Source organism: Jezberella montanilacus (genome assembly GCF_003003055.1).
Taxonomy (GTDB): domain Bacteria; phylum Pseudomonadota; class Gammaproteobacteria; order Burkholderiales; family Burkholderiaceae_B; genus Zwartia; species Zwartia montanilacus.
The window spans coordinates 449,267-470,668 of record NZ_PVTV01000011.1 but is presented as its reverse complement, the minus strand read 5'-3'; the positions used below and the strand labels follow the sequence as shown (position 1 = coordinate 470,668).

Genomic DNA, 21,402 nt, shown 5'->3' with positions numbered 1-21,402 from the left:
AGGGAACAAACATAATGGAAGTACTGGAAATTGGTCTTTTTCTGTTGATCATCATGCTGATCTTCTTAACCGGTGGTGTCTGGATCGCCATGACACTGGCCTTTTGTGGCTGGGTAGGTCAAGCATTTTTTGTGAATACACAAGCTGGCAAGAATATGTTTTCTGCCTTTTGGGAGAGCAATGCCTCTTGGGAGCTTGCGGCACTGCCTTTGTTCATCTGGATGGGTGAAATCCTCTTCAGAACCAAACTGAGCGAAGAGATGTTTGAAGGCTTACGGCCCTGGCTTAACCGTATACCCGGTCGTTTGATGCACACCACGATTTTAGGTTGTGGCATCTTTGGTTCGGTTAGTGGTTCGTCTGCAGCGACTTGTGCAACGATATCCAAGGTGGCCTTGCCAGAGCTTAAACGACGCGGTTACGACGAAAATTTGGCTTTAGGTGCACTGGCAACAGCGGGCACTTTAGGTATCTTGATACCACCGTCCATCACCATGGTGGTATACGCCGTGGCTGCTGACGCGTCCATCATCCGAATCTTTCTTGCTGGATTTTTACCTTCTGCCGTACTGATGGCTTTGTTCATGGGTTACATCGCGTGGTGGTCCATTCGCAATCCCTCCAAAGTCCCGGCAGCTGACCCGCCGTCAACTTTGTGGGAGAAAATCCGTAAAAGCGGAAACCTGATCCCGTGCTCAGCTTTGATCGTCTTTATCGTTTGGGTCTTGGTTGCAGGTTACGCAACGGCGACTGAATGCGCTGCCTATGGGGTCGCCGGCTCTTTGGCAATTGCCGCCTGGGGCCGTTCTTTGACCTGGTCGAATTTTGTCGAAGGTCTTATGGGGGCGACACGCACCAGTTGCATGATCATGGTGATTCTGGCTGGTGCTGCCTTCTTGACCAAGACAATGGCTTTCACGGGTGTGCCTCGCCACCTCGCTGAATGGGTTGAATCAATGCATCTATCACCGCTTGCGCTCATCGCTTGTCTGGTGGGTGTCTACCTTGTGCTGGGGACCGCGCTTGATGGCATCAGTATGATCGTTTTAACCTCAGCCGTTGTCTTGCCCATGATCCAGAAAGCAGGTTTTGATCTGATCTGGTTTGGCATTTTTATCGTGCTCCTGGTTGAGATCGCCGAGGTCACACCACCCGTTGGCTTCAATCTGTTCGTATTGCAAAACATGACTGGGAAAGACAGCAATACGATTGCCAAAGCGTCCTTGCCGTTCTTCGCGTGTCTTGTTGTGTGTATCGCAATCATCACGATCTTCCCTGAGATCGTGACTTGGTTGCCTGATTATGTAATGGGTAAAGAGAAATAAAAAGAGGCTCGGTTTAAGCCGAGCCATTTTTCTCTATCCTTATTGGTCGCCGCTTAGCGGTTCAATAAACCAGAGCTCTTAGCGTCATTCATAATCAACGGTGTTTTCTCTGCCATGAAAGCTTGAATTTTTTCATAGGGGACGTCAACCAGGACAAAGCCCCCGTCCTCAAGCTGGGCTTTGGCTTTCGGGTCGCTGTTGAGTTTGGCCATGAAATCAGACATCTTTTTCTTGATGTCTTCTGGCGTGCTCTTGGGCATACCGATACCGCGATAGCCACCGTCAACCCAATCTAAGCCGAGCTCTTTAAACGTGGGGACGTCGGGCAGGGCGGGGTGTCTCTTTTCAGTAGCGATCGCCAGGGTGCGCACCTTTTCTTTTTGTTGAATCGCCAGTGGCAAGTAACCCATGGTCCCATCAACATGCATACCAATCAAGGAGGAAATCAGATCACCAGTGCCTTTGAACGGAACATATTCAATCTTGATTCTAGCCAACCGATTCAGTCGCTCTGCAGCCATTTGATTACCTGAGTATTGCCCTGAACCAGCAAGCGTTAATTTGCCAGGATTCTTTTTCGCAGCATCGACGAACTCTTGGTAGGTTTTGTAAGGGCTATTAGCCGAGACCATCAGCGCGTCGGGCGTAAAGTGGTAGTAGTAAACACCACTGATATCTTCGGTTTTAAATTGCGACCCTTCTTGAAGCGGTTGCAAGACAATGTGTGGCAGATTGATACCAACAATGCTCGTGCCGTCGCTCGCGTAGTTATTCATCTGACTCCACGCTAAGCCACCTCCGGCACCAGCCTTGTTCACGACAACCATTTGCTGCTTGTAAAGCCGAAACGAAAGGTCCGCTTGCAAGCGCGCTACGACGTCAGACTCGCCACCCGGCGGAAAAGCGATGACGTACTGGATTGGTTTATCTGAAATAACCTGCGCGGGCGCTGCAAAAAAACTACCAGATAGTGTTAACAAAGCCGCTGTTGCTGCGCGGGTGATGATTGATATTTTCATTTTTTGTCTCCCCTCGTGATTAATCGTTCACTTGACTACTATTTTTGGATTTCCTCAAGTAGGGCCGCGGTCACCTGGGCTGTTGTCGCTAAACCGCCTAAGTCGCGTGTATGCAGTTTTTTGTTCGCAGTCACGGCTTCAATAGCTTGCATCAAGCGCTGTGACGCCGGCATTTCGCCCAGATGCTCGAGCAACATCACAACGGACCAGAACGTCCCGATAGGATTTGCTAAGCCTTTGCCCATGATGTCAAACGCAGACCCGTGAATGGGCTCGAACATGGAGGGGTAACGGCGCTCGGGGTCGATATTGCCAGTCGGTGCAATACCCAGGCTACCGGCCAACGCCGCGGCTAAATCACTGAGAATATCCGCATGAAGGTTGGTTGCCACAATCGTATCAAGCGTGGCAGGTTTGTTCACCATGCGCGCTGTCGCCGCATCGACGAGTTCTTTATCCCAGGTCACAGCCGGGAATTCTTTAGAAATCTGAACAGCAATCTCATCCCACATGACCATTGCATGGCGCTGCGCGTTGGATTTGGTGATGACCGTCAAGTGCTTGCGTGGACGAGTCTGCGCTAGCTTGAAGGCATAGCGCATGATGCGCTCGACACCGACGCGAGTCATCATGCTGACATCGGTTGCGACCTCAATTGGATGACCTTGATGAGCTCGGCCACCCACACCCGCGTATTCGCCTTCTGAGTTTTCGCGTACGATCACCCAATCTAACTGCTCAGGCGTGCAACGCTTGAGTGGCGCATCAATACCTGGCAAGATCCGTGTTGGACGTACGTTGGCATACTGATCAAAACCCTGACAAATCTTAAGTCGCAGACCCCACAAGGTAATGTGATCAGGGATGTCAGGGTCACCTGCTGAGCCGAAAAGAATGGCATCTTTGTCTCGCAGAGCTTCAAGGCCGTCAGCGGGCATCATGATGCCGTGCTTGCGGTAGTAATCGCCGCCCCAGTCGAAGTCTTGGAATTCGAAATTCAATGAAGAATTTTGTGCAGCAAGTGCTTCGAGTACCTTCCTGCCTTCTGGTATGACCTCTTTACCGATCCCGTCGCCTGGGATGGTTGCGATTTTATATGTCTTCATTTTTGCGTCTCGAGTGGTAGTTTTTTAAGCATCACCTGATTCTATACCGACGCGCGTTAGTCGTCTTTTTTGGTTTTAAATACCCAGTCATTGACGATCTTGAAATCAACACTGCCACGCAGCTTTCTAATATTGCCTTGGGCGTCGATCAGCAAGGTGATCGGTAACTCGCCTTGCCACTTGGGATCAATCTCGTAGCGCATATATTCATCGAAATAATCTACCGAAACGTGATTGTCAGCTTCGCTGAGCTTGGCGCCTACCAAGGTCTTAAGCGTCATCTCTTCGGGGACTTGATCGACTTCCAGCAGCATGAGTTTTAATTTTGGATGAGCCTGCGCAAAGTTACCCCAGGCGGGTAGCTCAGCGACGCAAGGGCCGCAGCTAAACCCCCAGATGTGGATAACTGCGGGATGCCCATCTGCTTGATTAATTAATTTTGCCCAATCGCCTGAGCGATAGGGAGCAAGCGTTTTGGCTGAGGAGTTGCCACCCAGCAATATGAGCAGACAGCACACACTGACAAGCGTTCTAAAAATTGACATAGTTAATTCTCGATCTGTTGTAATTGATAGCCCTTGGCTGCAGTCAACCAGGATAAATAGACGTGCTGGTCATGCGTGACCAGTAAGGGGTGATCTGTGTAGCCTGCCGACTGAGCGATCTGTCTGGGTGCTGTCCAGCTAATACCGTCATCCGCTGATGTTTGTAGCCAAATGGATGCTTGTTTGCCATCGAAGTTTTTCCACACCAGCCAGACCGACCGACCGGCTGCTAACAGGTAAGGTCTGCCGCTCAAGCTATCGTTACTGCCAAGTTGTATTGGGTTAGAGTAATGTCGTCCATCGTCAGTCGAGCGGGCGTAGAAGGTGCCCGAGCGCGTTGACCCTTGCGTGAACCAGGCCGTATGCAGCGTCCCCTGACCTGAGACCGCCACTGCAGGGCCGTGATGGGGACAACTATTCGTTACCCAGTTGTCATCCGCGATGTGTCTGGATGTGCCAGGCTTATTCGGGGCGTCAAATAGCTGAGATGCATGATCACGTGTCGTCCCGTTGAAGTTCGCCCGGTACACCAGCACCGGCAGGTTGGTTTTGTTTAATCCCACAGCAATGCGACAACATTCGCAACTTGAAGGCTCCGATATTTGTTCAGGATCAAAGGTTCCGCCCATATTGTTGGACCAGGCATAAGCAATGGATCCCCCTTCAGCTGGTTTACCCTGTTTTTTTGCTGCCGTCACCAGCCGTTTATCAATCCAGGTCGCAAACAATTTGCCTTCAGGCGTTAGTGTGAGGCTAGGGAAACGCTGGCTGGCAGGATCGTTCACGATCGCGTGCGCTGGGGCAAAAGTCTTGCCCTGATCGGTGGATGTGGTGATATTGGCCTGAGCATTCCATTGTTTATCTTTAAAGAATGCATAGGCAATTGCAATGTTGTAATCCTTATCAATCACGAGACTGGGTCTGGCATCGGGGCCCGTATCAAGAAACGTCTCGTGTTTTGCGATTTCAATTGCCGGTGCAAATGATTTGCCAAAGTCAGTCGATTTGCTCGCTGAAACCACCCCACCACCAGACCACACCAACCATAAAGACCCATCGGGTGCGAACGCAGGCGTGGCTGCTCTTGCACAGTTAAGGGTTTGATCTTGGCAAGGCCCTTTGGGCGTTGTCAGGGGTGTCATCTGCGGTGACGCTGCACCGTGAGCGTGATGCGAATCATGTTGACCGGTTCGTTCACTTTGCGCGAGACTGCTTTCCTGCCATGCAAGCAGCAGCAAAGAAGCTATTGCGAAGGTGATTAACGAAGATTGAAAACGAACCGATAGTTTCATAAGATTGGCTTCCTAGAATGTCGCCCGCATGCCCAAGGTAAACCAACGAGGCATCCCGACAGTTGGCACCGTGCCTGTATTAAGTGTGTTGCCCTCAAATGTCGTCACGCCCAGACCCTGTGCCAGATACTGAACGTTAAAAACGTTTTGGACACCACCATAAACCTGAACAGTTTTATCCCACTGGTATCTGAAGCCAATATCAACCAGTGTTGCACCGTCATTCAGTTGCGTGTGACCCGTGTTTTGCCAATAGGAAGGAAAGGACTGCAGGTGCGCATTAAGCATCAAGTCGTGTGTTGCCTGCCATTGTGCACCTGCGTTCAGCGTCCAAGGCGGTACTTGCCCTAGCTGCGCATTGGTGGGGTCTGATGGCGCAGTACCACTGCCGTAATCCGAGTTTGTTAAAAAAGCCCAAGTCTGCGTAAAGCCCAAGCTGATTTTCAGGTTTCTTGCGACCTCAGCTTCACCGATGATCTCGTATCCTCGAAGGGTGGCGCTACCGGCATTTACATACTGCTTAACACTTGAAATACTGCCGGACGCAAGCCCTGTTCCCGAGATCACAGGGTTGCACGTTGCGATTGACGAACAGTTCGTGGCCAGATCAAGAAAATTACTCAAATTATTATTAAATACAGTGAACGCTAGCTTCGCGTCCTGTTGTTTGGTGTGCAAATCAAAGCCGATTTCTTGCCCAAAGTTTGTTTGCGGTGTCAACGCTGGGTTGGCGATCGTGATGGATGAACCACTCAAATAAGTGCGATAGAGTTGGTTCATGCCAGGCGCGGCAAAGTTGCGATAAATCCCCGCACGCAGATCCAGGTTGTCGTTGGCATATAACTTCAGGCCCAGGCTAGGGTCGAAGCTGTTGTAGCTGTTGTTATTCAAGTTAGAGCTGATTGGACTAGCAACACCCGTTGCGGAGTAAACATTTCCCGATAAACTGGCATTGGCGATTTGATAGAAATCCTCACGCAAACCAAACGTCACATCAAGTGGTATGTGCTCAAACTTGTAAGTACCCGATACGAACAAACCTTGAAAGGTGTTTTCTCCGTTATTGATCAGATTAGCGCTCATCGCACCAGTCGAGCCAAACTGGCCAATATTGTCGTTAGAAGTAATGAGTCGGGCATCCATCCCAAACTTTACATCCTTGAATTGACCAAAATCCCTTTGATAAAACACTGAGCCACCAAAGCTTTGATAACTATCCAGTTCATTCTGACTGACATAAGGTGTGCTAATGGTAGGGTTCAAAATGCTGAAGGTCGGGGTTTGCCCAGCATTGGTGGTCTGCATTTGGCTCCAGCTTGCCCATGAGTTGATATTGACGCTACTGTTGTCTGTAAACCGGGTTGAGCCACCTGCTGAAAGCATGTAAGTGTTCCAGTTGTTGCCCGCGACGTTCCAGGTGGCTGTCGTTTCTTGCGTTTGATTAAATTTGAATTTCAAATAATAGGTGGAGTCAGCGTCTGGGGTGAAGTGAGTGGATAACAAGCCGTTGTATACCTGAGCGCCCGTTGCGGTCATATTCGGGTTTCGGTAATCAGCAGGGGTGGCGTTATAGCCGTCGCTGCGAGCATAGTCAAAACTCAAACCCATCGACATTTTGTCAGTTTTGAATAACTGACCCGAGATTCCGGTGTTGACCGTGTTGTAACTGCCGTAGTCTGCATACACGCTAAGCTTGTCTTCTTGAGGCGCGCGCGTGACGACGTTCACCACGCCGCCCATGGCGAGATTTCCCCATAGGCTGGTGGCACCCCCCCCGCGAATGACCTCGATACTATTGATCGAATTTTTGGGGATTTGCGCCCAGTTGATGGTTCTGAAAAACGGATCGTTTAAAGGGATACCGTCAAGCATCACCAGCGTGTTGACGTTGGTGCTTGTGCCAAACCCCCTGATGTTGAAAGTGCTGCCTGTCGGGTGAAGTGCAGTCGAGAGGCTGGGATTGATGTATATGCCGGGGATTTTGTTGACGATTTGATCGACGGTCGCTTGCGGCATGTTTTGTACTTCTGGGCGATCCAGCACAGTGGTGCTGGCAGGCATATCGGCCAGATCAGTGCCACGGCCCGCGGTCACAGTGATCATCTCGATGGTCGTTGGTTCCGTACTAGCTTGCTGTGCACACACAGAAAAACAGTAGCTGAGCGCAACAGTGAATGCGCTCAGGCGCAATAAAATTTGAAATTTCATGAGAAAACCCATATAAGTTGATTGACCATTTGCTAGCACGATCACCGCAAGGCAGAGCTCGGGCGCAATCGTGATGGGGATCAGACTTGCAGGGAAAAGTGAGGATCGATTCGCTGCAGGTCGCTTTACACGACGCTGGGCGGGGCTCTCGGCGGAGCAATGGCCCAGGGGATTAGGTGGGCTTTAGGCAGTGCAGTTGGGTGGGTTTGAACCGTAACGAACGATGCCGCTAAGACCGGCGCAACCGACGGGCTTGGATCCATCTCTGCAGGTTGCGCGCTACACCAGATGCATCGTTCAGAATGGGTGGATGATGAGAGTTGCCCGGCATCGTTATCGTCGCCAGTTTTAGTCGTGTCTACCCATTTCAGTCCAGCTGATGTGCAAACCGACCCTAAAAAACTGTCAGCTTGGCGATTGGCTTGCGCCAAGGCAGGCACCAGTGCCGACCACATCACGGCAAGCGTGGTGAGCCAGACACAGATCGAAGAGGATTTACTTTTTCTCAGCATGGGGAGGATCTTAGCATTTGATCTGACTAAGATTTATTTGCTGCCGCCCTCATAATGTTTGCCGCGAGCGAGAAGTTCGGGTGTCCCAATCAGCGCATTGAGCCCGTCAAACGTTTGCATCTTGTCCTGATAAGCTGCGGTGCTGCCCGTTGCTTTTAAGCTGGCAAAATAGCCTTGAAGTGTGTGGGCAACGGTGCGGGCTGCGCCACCGGGAAAGATAGCGATCGAATAGCCCAACGCTTGCAATTCAGCGACGGGTTTGACGGGGGTTTTTCCGCCTTCAACCATATTCGCTAACAAAGGCGCGCGGCCTTTGAATCTTTCATTGACTAAACGCATCTGCTCATCTGAGCGAACGGCTTCGATAAACAACACATCGGCGCCAGAAGCTAAATAGGCTTCGGCCCGCTCAAGCGCGGGCTCGAAGCCCTCTACTGCCACGGCGTCGGTTCTGGCCATAATGAGTGTCGTCTCATTTTTGCGCGAGTCCACCGCTGCTTTGATTTTGCCGACCATTTCAGTCGTCGCGACGACGGTCTTTCCGTCGAGATGCCCGCAACGTTTGGGGAAGCTCTGATCCTCCAGTTGAATGATCGTTGCACCACTGCGCTCGAAGCCGCGCACGGTGCGCTCGGTGTTCAGTGCATTGCCAAATCCGGTGTCAGCGTCAATGATGATAGGGATATTGATACGGTCGCTGATTTGAGCGAGCCTTTCATTGACTTCGGTAAACGTCGTGAGCCCGACGTCAGACCTTCCCAGAAGCGTGTAAGCGATTGACGCGCCAGATAAATAGACCGCTTCAAAACCGCTTTGCTCGGCAATCAGACCTGAGAGCGCATCATAAATGCCGGGTGCTAACAAGATCTGTTCTTGCTTTAAGCGGTCTTTCATGGCGGTTTTGAGCAAATTCAATTTAGTATCCCTTTGACTGAAGGCGGTGTGTGGTGAATTGACCGCTGGTTGTTGCATGGCTAGCATGACATCACAATATTATGCGATGGTTTGGGCCTGAAGACAAAACGCAGCTAAGCCATATGCGATTAAAGCAACGAAACCAAGCAACGAAACTTAAGGTAAGAAGGCGCCATGAATACGCTACCTGAATATGAGGTCTACGCAATCCGCTATGCAACCAGGGAGGCACGCCGCCCCAATCACTTTATTGGCGGTGACTCGCACGATACCCCTCAGCCCATGGATTACTTTGTCTGGCTAATCAGGGACGCGCATCGCCTCTTTGTCGTCGATACAGGCTTCGGGGCTGAGATGGCTGTCAAACGTGGTCGAACTCTTCTGCGCACACCAGCCGAGGGTCTTGCTTTGATGGGGGTTGACGTTAAGCTGGTGAAAGACGTGATCATCACCCATCTTCACTATGACCACGTCGGAACCTTCGACAGTTTTCCCATTGCACAGTTTCATTTACAAGATGATGAGATGAGCTATGCCACGGGCCGTCACATGAGGCACAAGCAATTCAATCACGGCTACGAAGTTGAAGAGGTCGTTGGTATGGTCAAACTAGTTTATAAGGACAGGGTCACTTTCTACCAAGGCGAAGCCGAGCTCGCACCCGGGGTCACGGTGCATCATATTGGTGGCCACACCCACGGCATTCAGTGCGTTCGTGTGCATACCAAACGAGGTTGGGTGGTGCTGGCCTCTGATACAAGCCACTATTACGAGCATTTTGAGAAAAAGCGTGCCTACACGACGATGTTTAATGTTGGTCAGGCGGTTGAAGGCTATTCAAAACTGTACGAACTTGCAGATTCACCCAAGCATATTATTCCTGGACATGATCCGCTGGTACTAAAACGTTATCCGGCAGTGACCCCAGCGTTGCAGGACATTGTGGTGACTCTTGATGTTCAACCCATCTCAGAGTAGTCTAGCGCTAGTATTAGCAATTCGTTAATCAAAAAAACAGATCAATCACTGATTTTGATCACCAGGGAGACAAAAATGAGCAAGTCGTTAAAGTTTGCACTCGCCTGCGCGTCGAGCGCAGCAATCGTTATGCTGTCAGGTTGTGCGGGGTTTGAACAAACGCCTGTGGCAGTTGCTCCCCCAGCGGGATCGGGTTGGCTTCCCTTGATCGATGGCACCAATCTCAATGCATTTGTGCCTATCGGTACTGCTCCTATCCGCCTGGAAAATGGCATGGCCAAAGCTGAAGTTGGTACTGGCTATCTGTTGACTAAAAAGCCTTTTCAGAACTTTGAGCTCTCAGCTGAGGTTTACGTCGACAGTGTCGCTAACTCGGGCATCATGATTCGTTGTACTGACCCGGCCAAAGTGGGGGCAGATGCTTGTTACGAGTTCAATGTTTGGGATGTCCGACCAGATCCTACCTATGCAACAGGTGCGATTGTCAACGTCTCAAAAGTAACTGACTTTCCCAAATCAGCAGGCAAGTGGAACACGCTTAATATTCTGGCTGACGGCTCTCATTTAGTATTCACAGTCAATGGGCTCAAGACCGCCGATGTGCAGAACAGCAAGTTGCTCGCAGGCGGCCCCTTGGCTCTGCAATTCGACGGTTACGTCCGCTTTAAGAACGTTTGGATCAGACCGCTTAAGTAAGTCAGAGATCTCTGACTGAGCGCTCGTTATTTTTTGGCTGCGGGGTTCGGGAAAGCCGGCTCCGCACCAGCGGGTAGCGGCGTGCGGTTAACGTTCAAAGTCATCGAAACCATCACGTAATAGCCACTGACTGCGATTAAATCGACGACGCCTTGTTCGCCAAAAAGATCTTTGACGGCAGCGTAGTTTTCATCACTGACTTGGTGGGTATCAAGTAGTTCACGGCTGAAATTGTAGATAGCCGTTTCCTCTTTGCGCATTCCTGTGGGGCGCTGGCCTTTGGCAAGTTGTTCTGGAATCTTTGGATCCAAACCAGCTTTGATGGCTAAACGGGTGTGGGCATACCATTCATATTGCGCTTGCCAATGCTGGCCGACGATAATAATGGCAAATTCGTTTAGGCGAGCAGGTAAAGAGGTATTAAACCGCAAGTACTCGCTCGTTTGGCGCAAGGCCTCTGCAAGCTTAGGGCTACGTAAATAAACATTGAAGGGCGCCCCCATGCTGGTTGCGCCTGCTTGCACGGCAGCACTGCCAGTCGCCGCAGTGGGGCCTGCCATCACGTTATCAAAATATTTCTTTTGATCTGGCGTCATTTTATCGACGGGGATGCGGGCGAAGCGTTCTTCTGCGTGAAGAGGTGAGCCCAGTGCCACGGCAGTTAGCAAGCCAGCGATTGTGGTGGTCGTACGAAGTTTCATGATGACTGTCTCCAAATAGTTTTATTTGTACTGATTGTCGCATCAATACGGGCATCTGAATACAGATAGAAATGACTGCTGCGCTCGCGTAAAAGGAGTATTGTTTAGGTCTATTTTAAGAATGAGACCTAAAATGATCACAGCGAACCGCTCTCTACGCACCTTGCAATTGACAGCACTGGGCCTTGGCCTTTGCGCCTGTTTTAATGCATGGGCTCAACAAGCGCCTTCTGGCGAGCAAGTTGTCAATGCCCTTGAAAAGCAAAACGGTGTGACAGTGGGCGAACGTCGCAATCACATCGTTGGCGTCTGTGTTTCAGGAAGCTTCGTCGGCAATAAAGATGCGCAAGCCTATTCGAAATCGCCTTTATTCTCAGGCGATTCCATCCCGACCGTGGGGCGTATGTCCTTGGCTGGTGGCAATCCAAAAGCTCCCGATACGGCAAAAAGCCCTCGGGGCATGGCGCTTGAATTCAGATTGCCTGAGAACAAAATTCACCACTTTACGATGTTAAACGTTCCAGTATTCGGTGCGGCGACACCCGCTACTTTTTATGAAGCAGTCCTTGCAGCGACCCCTGACGCGGCGACTGGTAAGCCGGATCCTGAGAAGATCAAAGCGTTTAGGGCAGGCCATCCTGATGTGGCACCACTCGGTGAATATATGGCGGCGCACAATCCCCCTGCCAGCTACGCGACCAGCGATTATTTCGGCATCCATACGTTTAAATTTACCAATCAAAAAAATCAGATCACCTTAGTGAAATGGCAATTCGTCCCTCAAGCCGGTGTGGCTTTGCTGACAGACGCAGAGATGACCTCGAAGCCACCACGGTTCCTGGATGAGGATTTGATGGCGCGCACGGCAACCGGGCCGGTCAAATGGGACATGATGCTGACGATTGGGCTGGCAGGTGACGAAGAACTCAATCCAACTGTTTACTGGCCCAAAGATCGCAAAATCATGAAGGCAGGTGTCTTAACAATTACCAAAGCCTACGCGCAGAAGGGTGCTGATTGCGAGAAGATCAATTTTGACCCGCTTGTCATGAGCGATGGCGTAGCCCCAACGGCAGATCCAGTCTTGAACTTTCGCTCCGCAGCGTACGCGTCTTCTTTTGCGAGAAGACTGACCAATCAATAGGTTAAGAGGGGAGTCAATTTCAAACTGATCGTTTGCAGATCAGTCAATCGATCGGCCCCTCAGCGCTTTGATCTCTGACTGTTTGCGTTTGCCCGCCAGCCGTTTTTGTTTGGAACTGTAAGTCGGTTTGGTTGCGAAGCGATGCTTGGGTGGCTGAGCAACGCGATTGACCAATTCGTGCAGCCGGTCAATCGCTTCGCTTCGGTTAAGTTCTTGACTGCGATGATTCTGAGCTTTAATCACAATTGCGCCGTCGCGCGTGATGCGATGATCTTTGACTGCGAGCAAGCGAACTTTTACATCTGCTGGCAGAGACGAAGTAGGTATATAAAACCTCAGATGAATCGCGCTCGATACTTTATTGACGTTTTGCCCGCCTGCGCCCTGAGCGCGCATAGCGGTTAGCTCTATTTCTGAATCGGCAATGATAAGCAGCATGCTCGTGAGTATATAGGTGTCGCCTCGCAGCTATTACTTCACGCTTGCTGCTACTGCGCAAATTGTAGAGCCTTAATCAAACATATCCGGTTGATCCTCAACGAGCTGTGTCCAGATCGTTTGAAAGTGCAGCCAGCCAATGTACTCGCTACCGACGTGTTCCCTGCTGTAGACCGCTTTATCATGGGGCACCAGCATCGGTTTTTGTCCTGTCGCCTCGATCATTAACTGTTGCTTGCAGCATCGTTCAAGTGCGATAAACCAAAAAGCTGCTGCCTCAATACTGTGGCGGCTCGCTGTCAACAAACCATGATTGCGGTGGATGGCTGCCTTGACCCCTTTGAACTGGGCTGCGACGCTTCCACCCGCTTTGACTTCAACAGCGACCTGCCCAGCCTCCGCGCCGATGACCGCGTGGTCTTCGTAAAATGCAGCAGCATCCTGACTGATTGGATCAAGCTTTTTACCCAAGGAGGCAAATGCGGTCCCGTAGACAGTATGAGCGTGACACATCGCTACGATGTCAGGATGCATTTCATGCACAGCGGCATGCAAAACGAAGCCAGCACGATTGATGGCATATTTGCCTTCCACAACGCGACCATCATGGTCGGCCAAAATCAAGTTCGAGACTTTCACCTTGGAGAAGTGCACTGCCATCGGGTTCGTCCAGTAAAGATGGGGATGCTCTGGATCTCGCACAGTTAAATGACCGGCAAAACCGTAATCAAATCCCTCAAGATAAAACGCTCGACAGGCACCGACTAGTCTCTCTTTCAGGTACTGACGCTCTTCTGCATAGGATGCGAACTTAGGTTTGACGGGGAAAATCAATCCCGCCTGCTCAGGTTGATAGATTGACTCTCTTGAGCCCAGATTTAACTCTGGTGCTTTATCTGTCACGGCATTCATGGTTTGTCTCCCTTAAAAGGTTCTAGTTAGGCAATGATTGACGAAATGTTAAAGATAATTCGATCCCAGCACAATCATTTAACGTGAATGTGTGCTTTCGTACAGACGAGTCTATCGCTCCGATTGATACTAAATCCCTCACACCAAGACCAGTTACATCCAAAGGATTCATCATGGCAGGCGAAAGATCCCCCACGTATATATTCAATACACACTTCGGGAGACAAAATCAAAACTTGGGGCAAAGTGGGTGCGTTTTGGGGAGGAATCTGGGGCTTATTGATCGCACCAGCCATGTTTTTCATACCTGGAGTACGTGCTGCTGATCCACGGCGACGCAGCAGATATAGCGAAGGCAAAGGCGGTACTCAGTCCTCTCGAAGCGATGGTGTCGCCTTGACCCGGCAAATCAAACGGCTATTTTGTCAGGAAGTAATCGGTCGTATTCCGTTTTAACCACCTGATAACACTCGCAAGTACGACGCTCAAGGCCATGTCGATCGAGAATAGTGATGTGGCCTCGGGCGTATTGAATCAGACCAGCTTTCTGAATTTTTAAGGCAGCTTCTGTGACGCCTTCTCGGCGTACACCCAGCATGTTCGCGATCAGCTCTTGAGTCATGATTAGTTCATTGCCGGTAAGCCGATCGGCACTTAGCAGTAGCCAGCGACATAATTGTTGATCGAGTGAGTGATGTCGATTACAGACGGCCGTTTGCGACATCTGAGTGATCAAGGCTTGGGTGTAACGCAATAGTAGATGCATGATTGGCCCTCCTCTATTGAACTCGTCCATTAACATACTGGATTTAATTTTGTAACCCACCCCCGCGCTTTGCACCACTGCTCTGCTTGATGTTGACTCGCCCCCCATAAAGATAGATATCCCAACAACCCCCTCGTTTCCGACTACAGCTATTTCTGCTGATGAGCCATTTTCTAGCGCGTAAAGCAGAGATACGATCGCCGAAGTTGGGAAAATGACATGGCTCATTTTTGTACCAGGCTCGTACAGCACTTTACCCAAGGGCAACTCAATAGTTTCGATAAAGGGAAGAAGTCGCTCCCATTCATTAGTGGGCATCGCTTCAAAAATATGGTTGCGTTTTTTAAGTGTTTTGGTTTCCATGCAAGTTCCTTTCTTGTTGTTGATCCGGTTTGCACAGACCTAATATATTTGCAGAGTCTCATCAATTATGTGCGCCAGCGCACATAAGCCCGAGAAAGTCATTAAAAAACCCATCTGCAGATGGGTTAAAGATTAACGCGTCGAATGGTGGCATCTTTATACAAAGATGCATCATGCGAATGGCCTATGAAATTAAGTTATTTCATTGCCGGCGCTGGTGTGGCTGCGGTTGCAACTTTTTTGCAAGCGGCTTCACTGTGCTCTGCTGCATTCAGGGTATGACCTTGTGCAACAGCTGCGTGATAGCCTGCAGATTTTACATCACCTGAGGCGCTGTGTTTTGCTGCTTCGGTATGTGCCACAGCAGCAGAATTGCAACATTCAGCCGCTTTAAGATGATTCTGTTGTGCAGTTGCAGTGCCCGTAGTGGTTGATTTTTGGTCGACAGTCATGTGTTTCTCCTGAGAGTATGAACAGAGAGATCCCTGTTCACGTGAGCCAAGAATGGCCTACAAGTCACTATAGAGTGGCAGAACATCTTTGTAAGTCTGCTAGCGTACAGAGCAAAAAATAAGGCACCAAGACAGGATCAAGCGCATGCGATGTTAAAGCTGCTTGAACTACTCTTCAAAAAAGCTATAGTAGTCGGCATACATAAATAAAAATAAAGCCAAGGGACAAATCTTGAGAAAAGTTTTAATTGCCAATCGGGGCGAGATTGCCGTGCGCGTCATTCGCGCTGTCGCAGACTTAGGGATGCAAACAGTTGCTGTTTACGCGGAAGACGACGATCAAAGCTTGCACGTTGACATGGCCGATCAAGCGATTGCTTTGAAGGGCAAAGGCGCATCAGCCTACCTGGATATTGATGCCATGGTGAACCTAGCTCAACAAACTGGTGCGGATGCCATCCATCCTGGCTACGGGTTTCTGAGTGAGAGGGATGATTTCGCCACTGCTTGCGCCCGTGCAGGTATTGTATTTATTGGTCCGACGCCAGCACAGCTCAAACGGTTTGGCGGCAAAGCCCAAGCAATCGAGCTGGCTAAGGCCTCTGGCGTGCCGACGTTACCATCAACACGGGGGGACGCGTCATTTAAAGAAGTGACCGAATTTTTCGATCAACAAGGCTCAGCCGGTATTGTGATCAAAGCCTTAGGCGGTGGTGGTGGCAGAGGTATGCGCGTGGTGACAAAACGCGAAGAGATCGAACAAGCTTACGAACGGTGCAAGGCTGAGGCGCTATCTGCGTTCGGATTGGCTGCCGTTTATGCAGAGCGACTGCTCGTGCGTGCTCGTCATATTGAAGTTCAAGTCGTGGGTGATGGCAGCTCTGTTATTGCGCTGGGCGAGCGTGATTGCACCGTGCAGCGCCGCTTTCAAAAACTTATTGAAATAGCCCCTAGCCCAACTCTCTCGTCATCTTTAAGAGACGGAATGATTGAGGCGGCTCTCATCATGGCAAGGGCAGTCAACTATCGCAGCCTGGCTACCTTTGAATTTTTGGTGGAAGAAGACTCCGCAGGTAAGCAATCTGGCTTCTTTTTTATCGAAACTAATCCTCGCTTGCAAGTCGAACACACTGTGACCGAACAGGTGACGGGTTTAGACCTTGTCGCAATACAGTTGGAAGTTGCACGAGGCAAGACACTATTGCAGTTGGGGCTGAATCCAGCTGAGCCTCCCGTTGCAAAAGGTTTTGCGATTCAAGTCCGCATCAATAACGAGAGCACGGACGCCAATGGGCTTGCTTATCCCTCACACGGCCGTCTGTTGGCGTTTCAACCCCCAAGTGGTATCGGTGTGCGTGTCGATACACATGGCTACACTGGCTATACACCGTCGCCCCATTACGATACCCTGTTGGCCAAACTGGTTGTGACGAGCGCAAGTCCTCGTTTTTCTGATGCCGCAAGGCGCTTGAGTCGCGCCATGGCAGAATTTGAGATTGATGGGTTGCAGACCAATCTTTCTTTGCTAAGAGCGGTGGTTGACAGCGATGACTTTACGAGTCAGCAGATTCACACCCGTTATTGGGATGAACAGCTAGGGCAGTTGGTAGCCAGAAAGACCTTTATCGAAGAACAATCAAGTAAAAAATCACACTCAATCCGACAGCGGTCACCTGTACGCCTGGTTGCCAACCCTCAAACTGAACAAGAAGAATTAGAAGACCCGTCGCTTTTAGCGATTCGTGCGATCACACCTGGCCTATTGGTTGAGCTTGTTGTGACACCGGGTACCGTGATTTCGGCGGGACAAACTGTGGCGGTGATTGAGTCGATGAAAATGCAGCACCTCATTGTCGCCGAATCGGCTGGCATAGTGAGCGACGTCCGAGTTCAGACAGGTGAGATCGTCCAACAGGGTCGAATCTTGATCCTTCTCGAGACCACAGGTGTTGGTCAGACGGCACAGTCTCGCGCGGTGATGACGACTCTGGATTTAAACCACATACGCGGTGATCTGCAGCGGGTGATTGATCGCCATGCCTTTTTGCTGGATGAAAATCGTCCAGATGCAGTGGCTCGTCGGCGCTCAAGGGGGCAACGAACTGCTCGAGAAAATGTTGCTGATCTATGCGATGAGGGCACATTTAGCGAGTACGGTGGTCTTGCGTTTGCTGCGCAAGCGACAAGAAGGACCAGAGAAGATCTCATCGCGAATACACCTGCCGATGGATTGTTGACGGGCGTAGGCGAGATCAATGGCAACTTGGTCGGTAAAGGGCATGCCACCGCCGCTGTGATGGCATACGATGCTACGGTGTTAGCTGGCACTCAAGGCAAACGCAATCACGTTAAGACTGACCGACTGGTCGAAGTCGCCATGCGCAACAAATATCCGTTTGTTTTATTTGCAGAAGGCGGGGGTGGACGACCTGGTGAGGTCGATATACCCTCTATCTCTGGACTGCATCAACCGTCATTTGCCGCGTTTGCCGAGCTGAGCGGTGAGGTTCCTGTCGTCGGTATCGTATCGGGTAGATGTTTTGCGGGTAACGCAGCCTTCTTGGGTTGTTGTGATGTGATCATCGCGGATCAGTCTGCCAACATCGGTATGGCAGGACCTGCGATGATCGAGGGCGGTGGTCTCGGTGTTTTTCGTCCTGAAGAAGTTGGTCCAGCCAGCGTGCAGTTCGCAAATGGCGTGATCGATCTGCTTGTCGATAACGAGGCCCAAGCGGTGCTTGCGGCAAAACACTACTTGTCGATGTTTCAAGGATCGATTGAGCAATGGCAAGCGCCAGATGCTCGGATACTCAGGAATGTCGTACCGGAAAATCGCCTGCACGCCTACGACGCTCGCCGGGCAATCGAAGGTATTGCAGATGTTGGTACCGTTCTCGAACTAAGAGGAGGATTCGGGATAGGCATTCATACCGCGCTAGCTAGGATTGAAGGAAAACCCGTTGGTATTCTCGCAAATAATCCCAAGCATTTGGGTGGCGCTATTGATGCAGATGCGGGGGATAAGGCAGCACGATTCATGCAGCTTTGTGACGCACATGGCTTACCCATCGTCTCATTGATCGATACCCCTGGCTTCATGGTCGGGCCTGAAGTTGAAGCTAAGGCGCAGGTTCGCCACGTTTCGCGGATGTTTCTCACTGCAGCAAAGTTGCGCGTCCCCTTGTTGGCCGTGACCTTGCGCAAAGCTTATGGGCTCGGTGCTATGGCCATGGCTGGTGGCGGGTTTCGCAGTGCTGACTTCAAAATCTCCTGGCCTACGGGTGAATTTGGCCCCATGGGTCTAGAAGGCGCTGTCAGACTCGGTTTCAAGAAGGAGCTAGATGCGGTTGCCGATGGCGCCGAGCGTCAAGCACTCTATGACAAGCTAGTCGCCCAGATGTATGAACGGGGTCATGCATTGAACGTGGCGAGTCACGTCGAAATCGACGCGGTCATTGACCCGGCTGACACGCGACGATGGGTCTCAACTGGTATGGCCGCCAGCGCTTATCGAGCAAACCTGCCGCGCCGATCTTTTGTTGATGCTTGGTGAGACTGTCGCTGATGGAGCAACCTGATATTGAACAATTAGCCCTCAAAGGGGTGCGGGTCCTTGAAATCGGACAGGGCGCAGGCCTTGCTTATGCGGGTAAGGTTTTTGCAGATTTCGGTGCTGAGGTCATCAAAGTCGAGTCTGGCGCCGGTGATCCCTGGCGTCACATGCCACCTTTAGCGAAAACGCATGCAGACGTGACCGGACCTGAAAGTGTTCTGTTCGCGTGGATGAACACCAACAAGCGAAGTGTTGCAGCAGATGTCTTAGATGCTCGTGAGCACACATGGCTAGCGAAATTGGCCAGAACTTGCGATATTGTTATCGACGCTCGGGCCTTGACGCAAGGCGTCGATGTACTGAAGCAACCAATCTGGTCTTACAACACGAGCAGTCCATTGGCTCAATGCCCAATTGAGGTTGACATCACTTGGTTTGGGGATAGTGGTCCTTATCGTGATTATGTCGGTAGCGACGCAGTCTGCCGTGCCATGGCGGGTGCGGTCCATGGTAGCGGGCCGGTCGACGGGCCGCCCCATATGCCGCACGATCTGCAGGCCGGTATTGCAGTGGGTCTTGCAACCTTCTCTGTCGCGCTAGCGGCATGGATAGGCCGTGAAGATGGCAGTCGGCGCTATGTGCTGAGCGTACTTGAAACTGTTTTTAGCATGGTCGAGATGGAAGCCGCCATGGTGCAAGATAAGCGGCATAGCCCAAGGCGCGGAGTCAACCGGTTTGGTATCACGCATCCGGCTGGTATTTATCAAACCAGTGATGGCTGGATCGGAACCTTCACTAATACCCTGGCTCAATGGACAGGCCTGTGCACAGCGATTGATCGTCTTGATCTTGCTAATGACCCACGGTTTGCCACCGGAGCTGAGCGGATGCAGCATGCGGATCTAATTGATGAGCTACTGACAGACGCCTTTATTAACCGCTCGACTCAGGAATTGGTTGCATCGCTGACAGCTGAAAAATTCCCCGCAGTGATTGTGCCAACCATGGAGCAGCTACTAGCGCAAGCCGTTCATCGAGAGCGAAATGCGTTTGTCCCAATCAAATTCGGTGACGTCAGGGTAGAAGGGCCTGTGTTGCCACAACGCTTGGGGGCACCAGGACCACTGCTGGGCGGTTCAGTCCCGACGCTGGGACTGGATACTGATTACTACAAAAATGCGGCGACCACAGAAGGCAGCTTGTTACGAAATCGGTTTCCGGCAGCAACTAAAAAATTGCCACTCGAAGGGCTGCGGGTTATTGATTTGTCGATGGGTTGGGCAGGTCCGTTTGCGTCGCGAAAACTGGCAGATCTTGGAGCAGAGGTCATCAAAATCGAGAGTCCCAGCTACCCAGATTGGTGGCGAGGTACGAACTATACACAAGAGTTTTATCGCGACAAAGTCTATGAAAAAAACAATAACTTCAATCTGATGAATCGAAACAAATCGGGTCTGGCAATCGATCTGACGAAGTCAGAAGGCAAGCAACTTTTCATTGATTTAATCAAACAGTCGGATGCGTTAATAGAAAACTATTCAGCCGAAGTGCTACCTAAGCTTGGTCTGGATTATGGAGTGTTAAGTCGAGCAAATCCAGATTTATTGATGCTTTCAATGCCTGCTTTTGGGCTCGGCAACGCTTGGAGTAACACTCGTGCTTACGGTGGCACGCTTGAACAAGCCAGCGGTTTGCCCTTGTATACCGGCCACCCTGACGGCCCGCCTGCTATGACCTCCTACGCCTATGGTGACCCCAATGGTGGTTTGAATGCGACGGCCGCCATGCTGTTAGGCACGCTGGTTAAACGGGAGACCGGTAAAGGGCGTCACATCAACATGTCTCAGGTAGAGGGTATGCTGACTTTGACTGCGCCCTTCATGCTTGAGCAATCCTTGACTGGTCAAGTATCCAAGCGTCAGGGCAATCGCCATCCTGTGCGGGCCCCTCACGGTATCTACCCATGCTCAGCGAAAGACACGTGGCTGGTCCTCAGCATCGCCAGTGAGAACGAATGGCGTTCGCTTTGCCGTCTGATGGGTAAAAAAGACTGGTTGCATGACTCGGCATTGCTCAGCAGTGCTGGGCGCCTAGCCAGACAGAACATGCTTGATACGACTATTGCGGCATGGTGCCGGCAACATTCTGTCGAGGATGTGGTGACGATGCTTCAGCAAGCTGGCATCTCTGCTGGCCCCGTACAAACATTAACTCAGGTGCTTGAAGATCCGCATCTCAACGCGCGTGGGTTTTGGCGAAAACTTGCGCGCGAGCACATTGGTCATTACATCTCCAGCACTACCTATTTTCGTTTGAATGGTGAACCGATGCCAATTAATAAGCCTGCGCCAACCTTAGGCGAACATACGAATGAGGTGTTGCAGCGCTTGCTTGGCTTATCGCCAGATGAGTGCGCAAGACTCGAAGCTGAGCGCGTGATTGGGACCGAAGCCTATCCAAAACAATAAGTGTTAAAA

The 21,402-nt window shown here is 50.9% G+C and carries 18 protein-coding genes; 6 read left to right on the top strand and 12 right to left on the bottom strand.

Features of this window, described 5'->3' with window-relative positions; translation table 11 throughout:
* Positions 1–14 precede the first annotated feature (14 nt).
* Positions 15–1,325 carry a TRAP transporter large permease gene (locus BCM14_RS03820; protein WP_106226645.1) on the top strand — a complete coding sequence of 437 codons (1,311 nt, stop codon included), beginning with the start codon at positions 15–17 and terminating at the stop codon, positions 1,323–1,325.
* A gap of 53 nt (positions 1,326–1,378) precedes the next feature.
* Here BCM14_RS03820 and BCM14_RS03815 read toward each other — a convergent pair whose 3' ends face one another.
* From BCM14_RS03815 to BCM14_RS03785, 7 genes are all read right to left on the bottom strand, one after another.
* A complete protein-coding gene (locus BCM14_RS03815; protein ID WP_106226644.1) occupies positions 1,379–2,344 on the bottom strand; it encodes a tripartite tricarboxylate transporter substrate binding protein in 966 nt (321 codons plus the stop codon).
* Positions 2,345–2,382: 38 nt separating this feature from the next.
* The gene (locus BCM14_RS03810) at positions 2,383–3,450 is read right to left on the bottom strand and encodes a tartrate dehydrogenase (RefSeq protein WP_106226643.1); all 1,068 of its coding nucleotides are present in this window, start codon (positions 3,448–3,450) and stop codon (positions 2,383–2,385) included.
* 56 nt (positions 3,451–3,506) lie between these two features.
* Entirely contained in the window at positions 3,507–3,995 is a 489-nt protein-coding gene (locus tag BCM14_RS03805) for a TlpA family protein disulfide reductase (RefSeq protein ID WP_106226642.1), read from the bottom strand.
* 2 nt (positions 3,996–3,997) lie between these two features.
* On the bottom strand, positions 3,998–5,287 hold the full coding sequence (locus tag BCM14_RS03800) for a sialidase family protein (RefSeq protein ID WP_106226641.1): 1,290 nt from the start codon (positions 5,285–5,287) through the stop codon (positions 3,998–4,000).
* 12 nt (positions 5,288–5,299) lie between these two features.
* The gene (locus tag BCM14_RS03795; RefSeq protein WP_259673407.1) at positions 5,300–7,495 is read right to left on the bottom strand and encodes a TonB-dependent receptor plug domain-containing protein; all 2,196 of its coding nucleotides are present in this window, start codon (positions 7,493–7,495) and stop codon (positions 5,300–5,302) included.
* A 125-nt stretch (positions 7,496–7,620) separates the two neighbouring features.
* Entirely contained in the window at positions 7,621–8,007 is a 387-nt protein-coding gene (locus BCM14_RS03790) for a DUF2946 domain-containing protein (protein WP_106226639.1), read from the bottom strand.
* Between the two features lie 33 nt (positions 8,008–8,040).
* Positions 8,041–8,901 (bottom strand): isocitrate lyase/PEP mutase family protein, encoded by an 861-nt coding sequence (locus tag BCM14_RS03785; RefSeq protein ID WP_106227031.1) that lies wholly within the window; start codon positions 8,899–8,901, stop codon positions 8,041–8,043.
* Positions 8,902–9,096: 195 nt separating this feature from the next.
* On the opposite strand from BCM14_RS03785, the gene BCM14_RS03780 reads away from it, so the two are divergent.
* On the top strand, positions 9,097–9,900 hold the full coding sequence (locus BCM14_RS03780) for an N-acyl homoserine lactonase family protein (RefSeq protein ID WP_106226638.1): 804 nt from the start codon (positions 9,097–9,099) through the stop codon (positions 9,898–9,900).
* A 75-nt stretch (positions 9,901–9,975) separates the two neighbouring features.
* Complete coding sequence (locus BCM14_RS03775; protein ID WP_106226637.1) at positions 9,976–10,596, top strand: 3-keto-disaccharide hydrolase; 621 nt, start codon at positions 9,976–9,978, stop codon at positions 10,594–10,596.
* Between the two features lie 26 nt (positions 10,597–10,622).
* Here BCM14_RS03775 and BCM14_RS03770 read toward each other — a convergent pair whose 3' ends face one another.
* Positions 10,623–11,297, bottom strand: coding sequence for a carboxymuconolactone decarboxylase family protein (locus BCM14_RS03770; protein ID WP_146129716.1), 675 nt, complete (start codon positions 11,295–11,297; stop codon positions 10,623–10,625).
* A gap of 133 nt (positions 11,298–11,430) precedes the next feature.
* Between BCM14_RS03770 and BCM14_RS03765 the strand changes: the two genes are divergently transcribed.
* Positions 11,431–12,441: a catalase family peroxidase gene (locus BCM14_RS03765; RefSeq protein ID WP_106227030.1), complete on the top strand. Its 1,011-nt coding sequence runs from the start codon at positions 11,431–11,433 to the stop codon at positions 12,439–12,441.
* 39 nt (positions 12,442–12,480) lie between these two features.
* On the opposite strand, the gene arfB is transcribed toward BCM14_RS03765, so the two are convergent.
* From arfB to BCM14_RS03740, 4 genes are all read right to left on the bottom strand, one after another.
* Positions 12,481–12,879, bottom strand: a complete 399-nt coding sequence (arfB, locus tag BCM14_RS03760; RefSeq protein ID WP_259673406.1) for an alternative ribosome rescue aminoacyl-tRNA hydrolase ArfB — start codon at positions 12,877–12,879, stop codon at positions 12,481–12,483.
* A 72-nt stretch (positions 12,880–12,951) separates the two neighbouring features.
* Positions 12,952–13,791: a class II aldolase/adducin family protein gene (locus BCM14_RS03755; protein ID WP_106226634.1), complete on the bottom strand. Its 840-nt coding sequence runs from the start codon at positions 13,789–13,791 to the stop codon at positions 12,952–12,954.
* 409 nt (positions 13,792–14,200) lie between these two features.
* Positions 14,201–14,920, bottom strand: coding sequence for a Crp/Fnr family transcriptional regulator (locus BCM14_RS03745; protein WP_511019228.1), 720 nt, complete (start codon positions 14,918–14,920; stop codon positions 14,201–14,203).
* 197 nt (positions 14,921–15,117) lie between these two features.
* Positions 15,118–15,372 carry a hypothetical protein gene (locus BCM14_RS03740; protein ID WP_106226633.1) on the bottom strand — a complete coding sequence of 85 codons (255 nt, stop codon included), beginning with the start codon at positions 15,370–15,372 and terminating at the stop codon, positions 15,118–15,120.
* Between the two features lie 232 nt (positions 15,373–15,604).
* On the opposite strand from BCM14_RS03740, the gene BCM14_RS03735 reads away from it, so the two are divergent.
* The gene (locus BCM14_RS03735; RefSeq protein ID WP_106226632.1) at positions 15,605–18,925 is read left to right on the top strand and encodes a carboxyl transferase domain-containing protein; all 3,321 of its coding nucleotides are present in this window, start codon (positions 15,605–15,607) and stop codon (positions 18,923–18,925) included.
* Between the two features lie 11 nt (positions 18,926–18,936).
* The gene (locus tag BCM14_RS03730; protein ID WP_106226631.1) at positions 18,937–21,393 is read left to right on the top strand and encodes a CaiB/BaiF CoA transferase family protein; all 2,457 of its coding nucleotides are present in this window, start codon (positions 18,937–18,939) and stop codon (positions 21,391–21,393) included.
* The last annotated feature ends 9 nt before the right edge of the window (positions 21,394–21,402 follow it).

What these genes read in the sequence shown, in the direction of transcription:
- BCM14_RS03820 (WP_106226645.1), top strand. Translation starts at nt 15, where the DNA reads ATGGAAGTACTGGAAATTGGTCTTTTTCTGTTGATCATCATGCTGATC.
- BCM14_RS03815 (WP_106226644.1), bottom strand. Translation starts at nt 2,344, where the DNA reads ATGAAAATATCAATCATCACCCGCGCAGCAACAGCGGCTTTGTTAACA.
- BCM14_RS03810 (WP_106226643.1), bottom strand. Translation starts at nt 3,450, where the DNA reads ATGAAGACATATAAAATCGCAACCATCCCAGGCGACGGGATCGGTAAA.
- BCM14_RS03805 (WP_106226642.1), bottom strand. Translation starts at nt 3,995, where the DNA reads ATGTCAATTTTTAGAACGCTTGTCAGTGTGTGCTGTCTGCTCATATTG.
- BCM14_RS03800 (WP_106226641.1), bottom strand. Translation starts at nt 5,287, where the DNA reads ATGAAACTATCGGTTCGTTTTCAATCTTCGTTAATCACCTTCGCAATA.
- BCM14_RS03795 (WP_259673407.1), bottom strand. Translation starts at nt 7,495, where the DNA reads ATGAAATTTCAAATTTTATTGCGCCTGAGCGCATTCACTGTTGCGCTC.
- BCM14_RS03790 (WP_106226639.1), bottom strand. Translation starts at nt 8,007, where the DNA reads ATGCTGAGAAAAAGTAAATCCTCTTCGATCTGTGTCTGGCTCACCACG.
- BCM14_RS03785 (WP_106227031.1), bottom strand. Translation starts at nt 8,901, where the DNA reads ATGAAAGACCGCTTAAAGCAAGAACAGATCTTGTTAGCACCCGGCATT.
- BCM14_RS03780 (WP_106226638.1), top strand. Translation starts at nt 9,097, where the DNA reads ATGAATACGCTACCTGAATATGAGGTCTACGCAATCCGCTATGCAACC.
- BCM14_RS03775 (WP_106226637.1), top strand. Translation starts at nt 9,976, where the DNA reads ATGAGCAAGTCGTTAAAGTTTGCACTCGCCTGCGCGTCGAGCGCAGCA.
- BCM14_RS03770 (WP_146129716.1), bottom strand. Translation starts at nt 11,297, where the DNA reads ATGAAACTTCGTACGACCACCACAATCGCTGGCTTGCTAACTGCCGTG.
- BCM14_RS03765 (WP_106227030.1), top strand. Translation starts at nt 11,431, where the DNA reads ATGATCACAGCGAACCGCTCTCTACGCACCTTGCAATTGACAGCACTG.
- arfB (WP_259673406.1), bottom strand. Translation starts at nt 12,879, where the DNA reads ATGCTGCTTATCATTGCCGATTCAGAAATAGAGCTAACCGCTATGCGC.
- BCM14_RS03755 (WP_106226634.1), bottom strand. Translation starts at nt 13,791, where the DNA reads ATGAATGCCGTGACAGATAAAGCACCAGAGTTAAATCTGGGCTCAAGA.
- BCM14_RS03745 (WP_511019228.1), bottom strand. Translation starts at nt 14,920, where the DNA reads ATGGAAACCAAAACACTTAAAAAACGCAACCATATTTTTGAAGCGATG.
- BCM14_RS03740 (WP_106226633.1), bottom strand. Translation starts at nt 15,372, where the DNA reads ATGACTGTCGACCAAAAATCAACCACTACGGGCACTGCAACTGCACAA.
- BCM14_RS03730 (WP_106226631.1), top strand. Translation starts at nt 18,937, where the DNA reads ATGGAGCAACCTGATATTGAACAATTAGCCCTCAAAGGGGTGCGGGTC.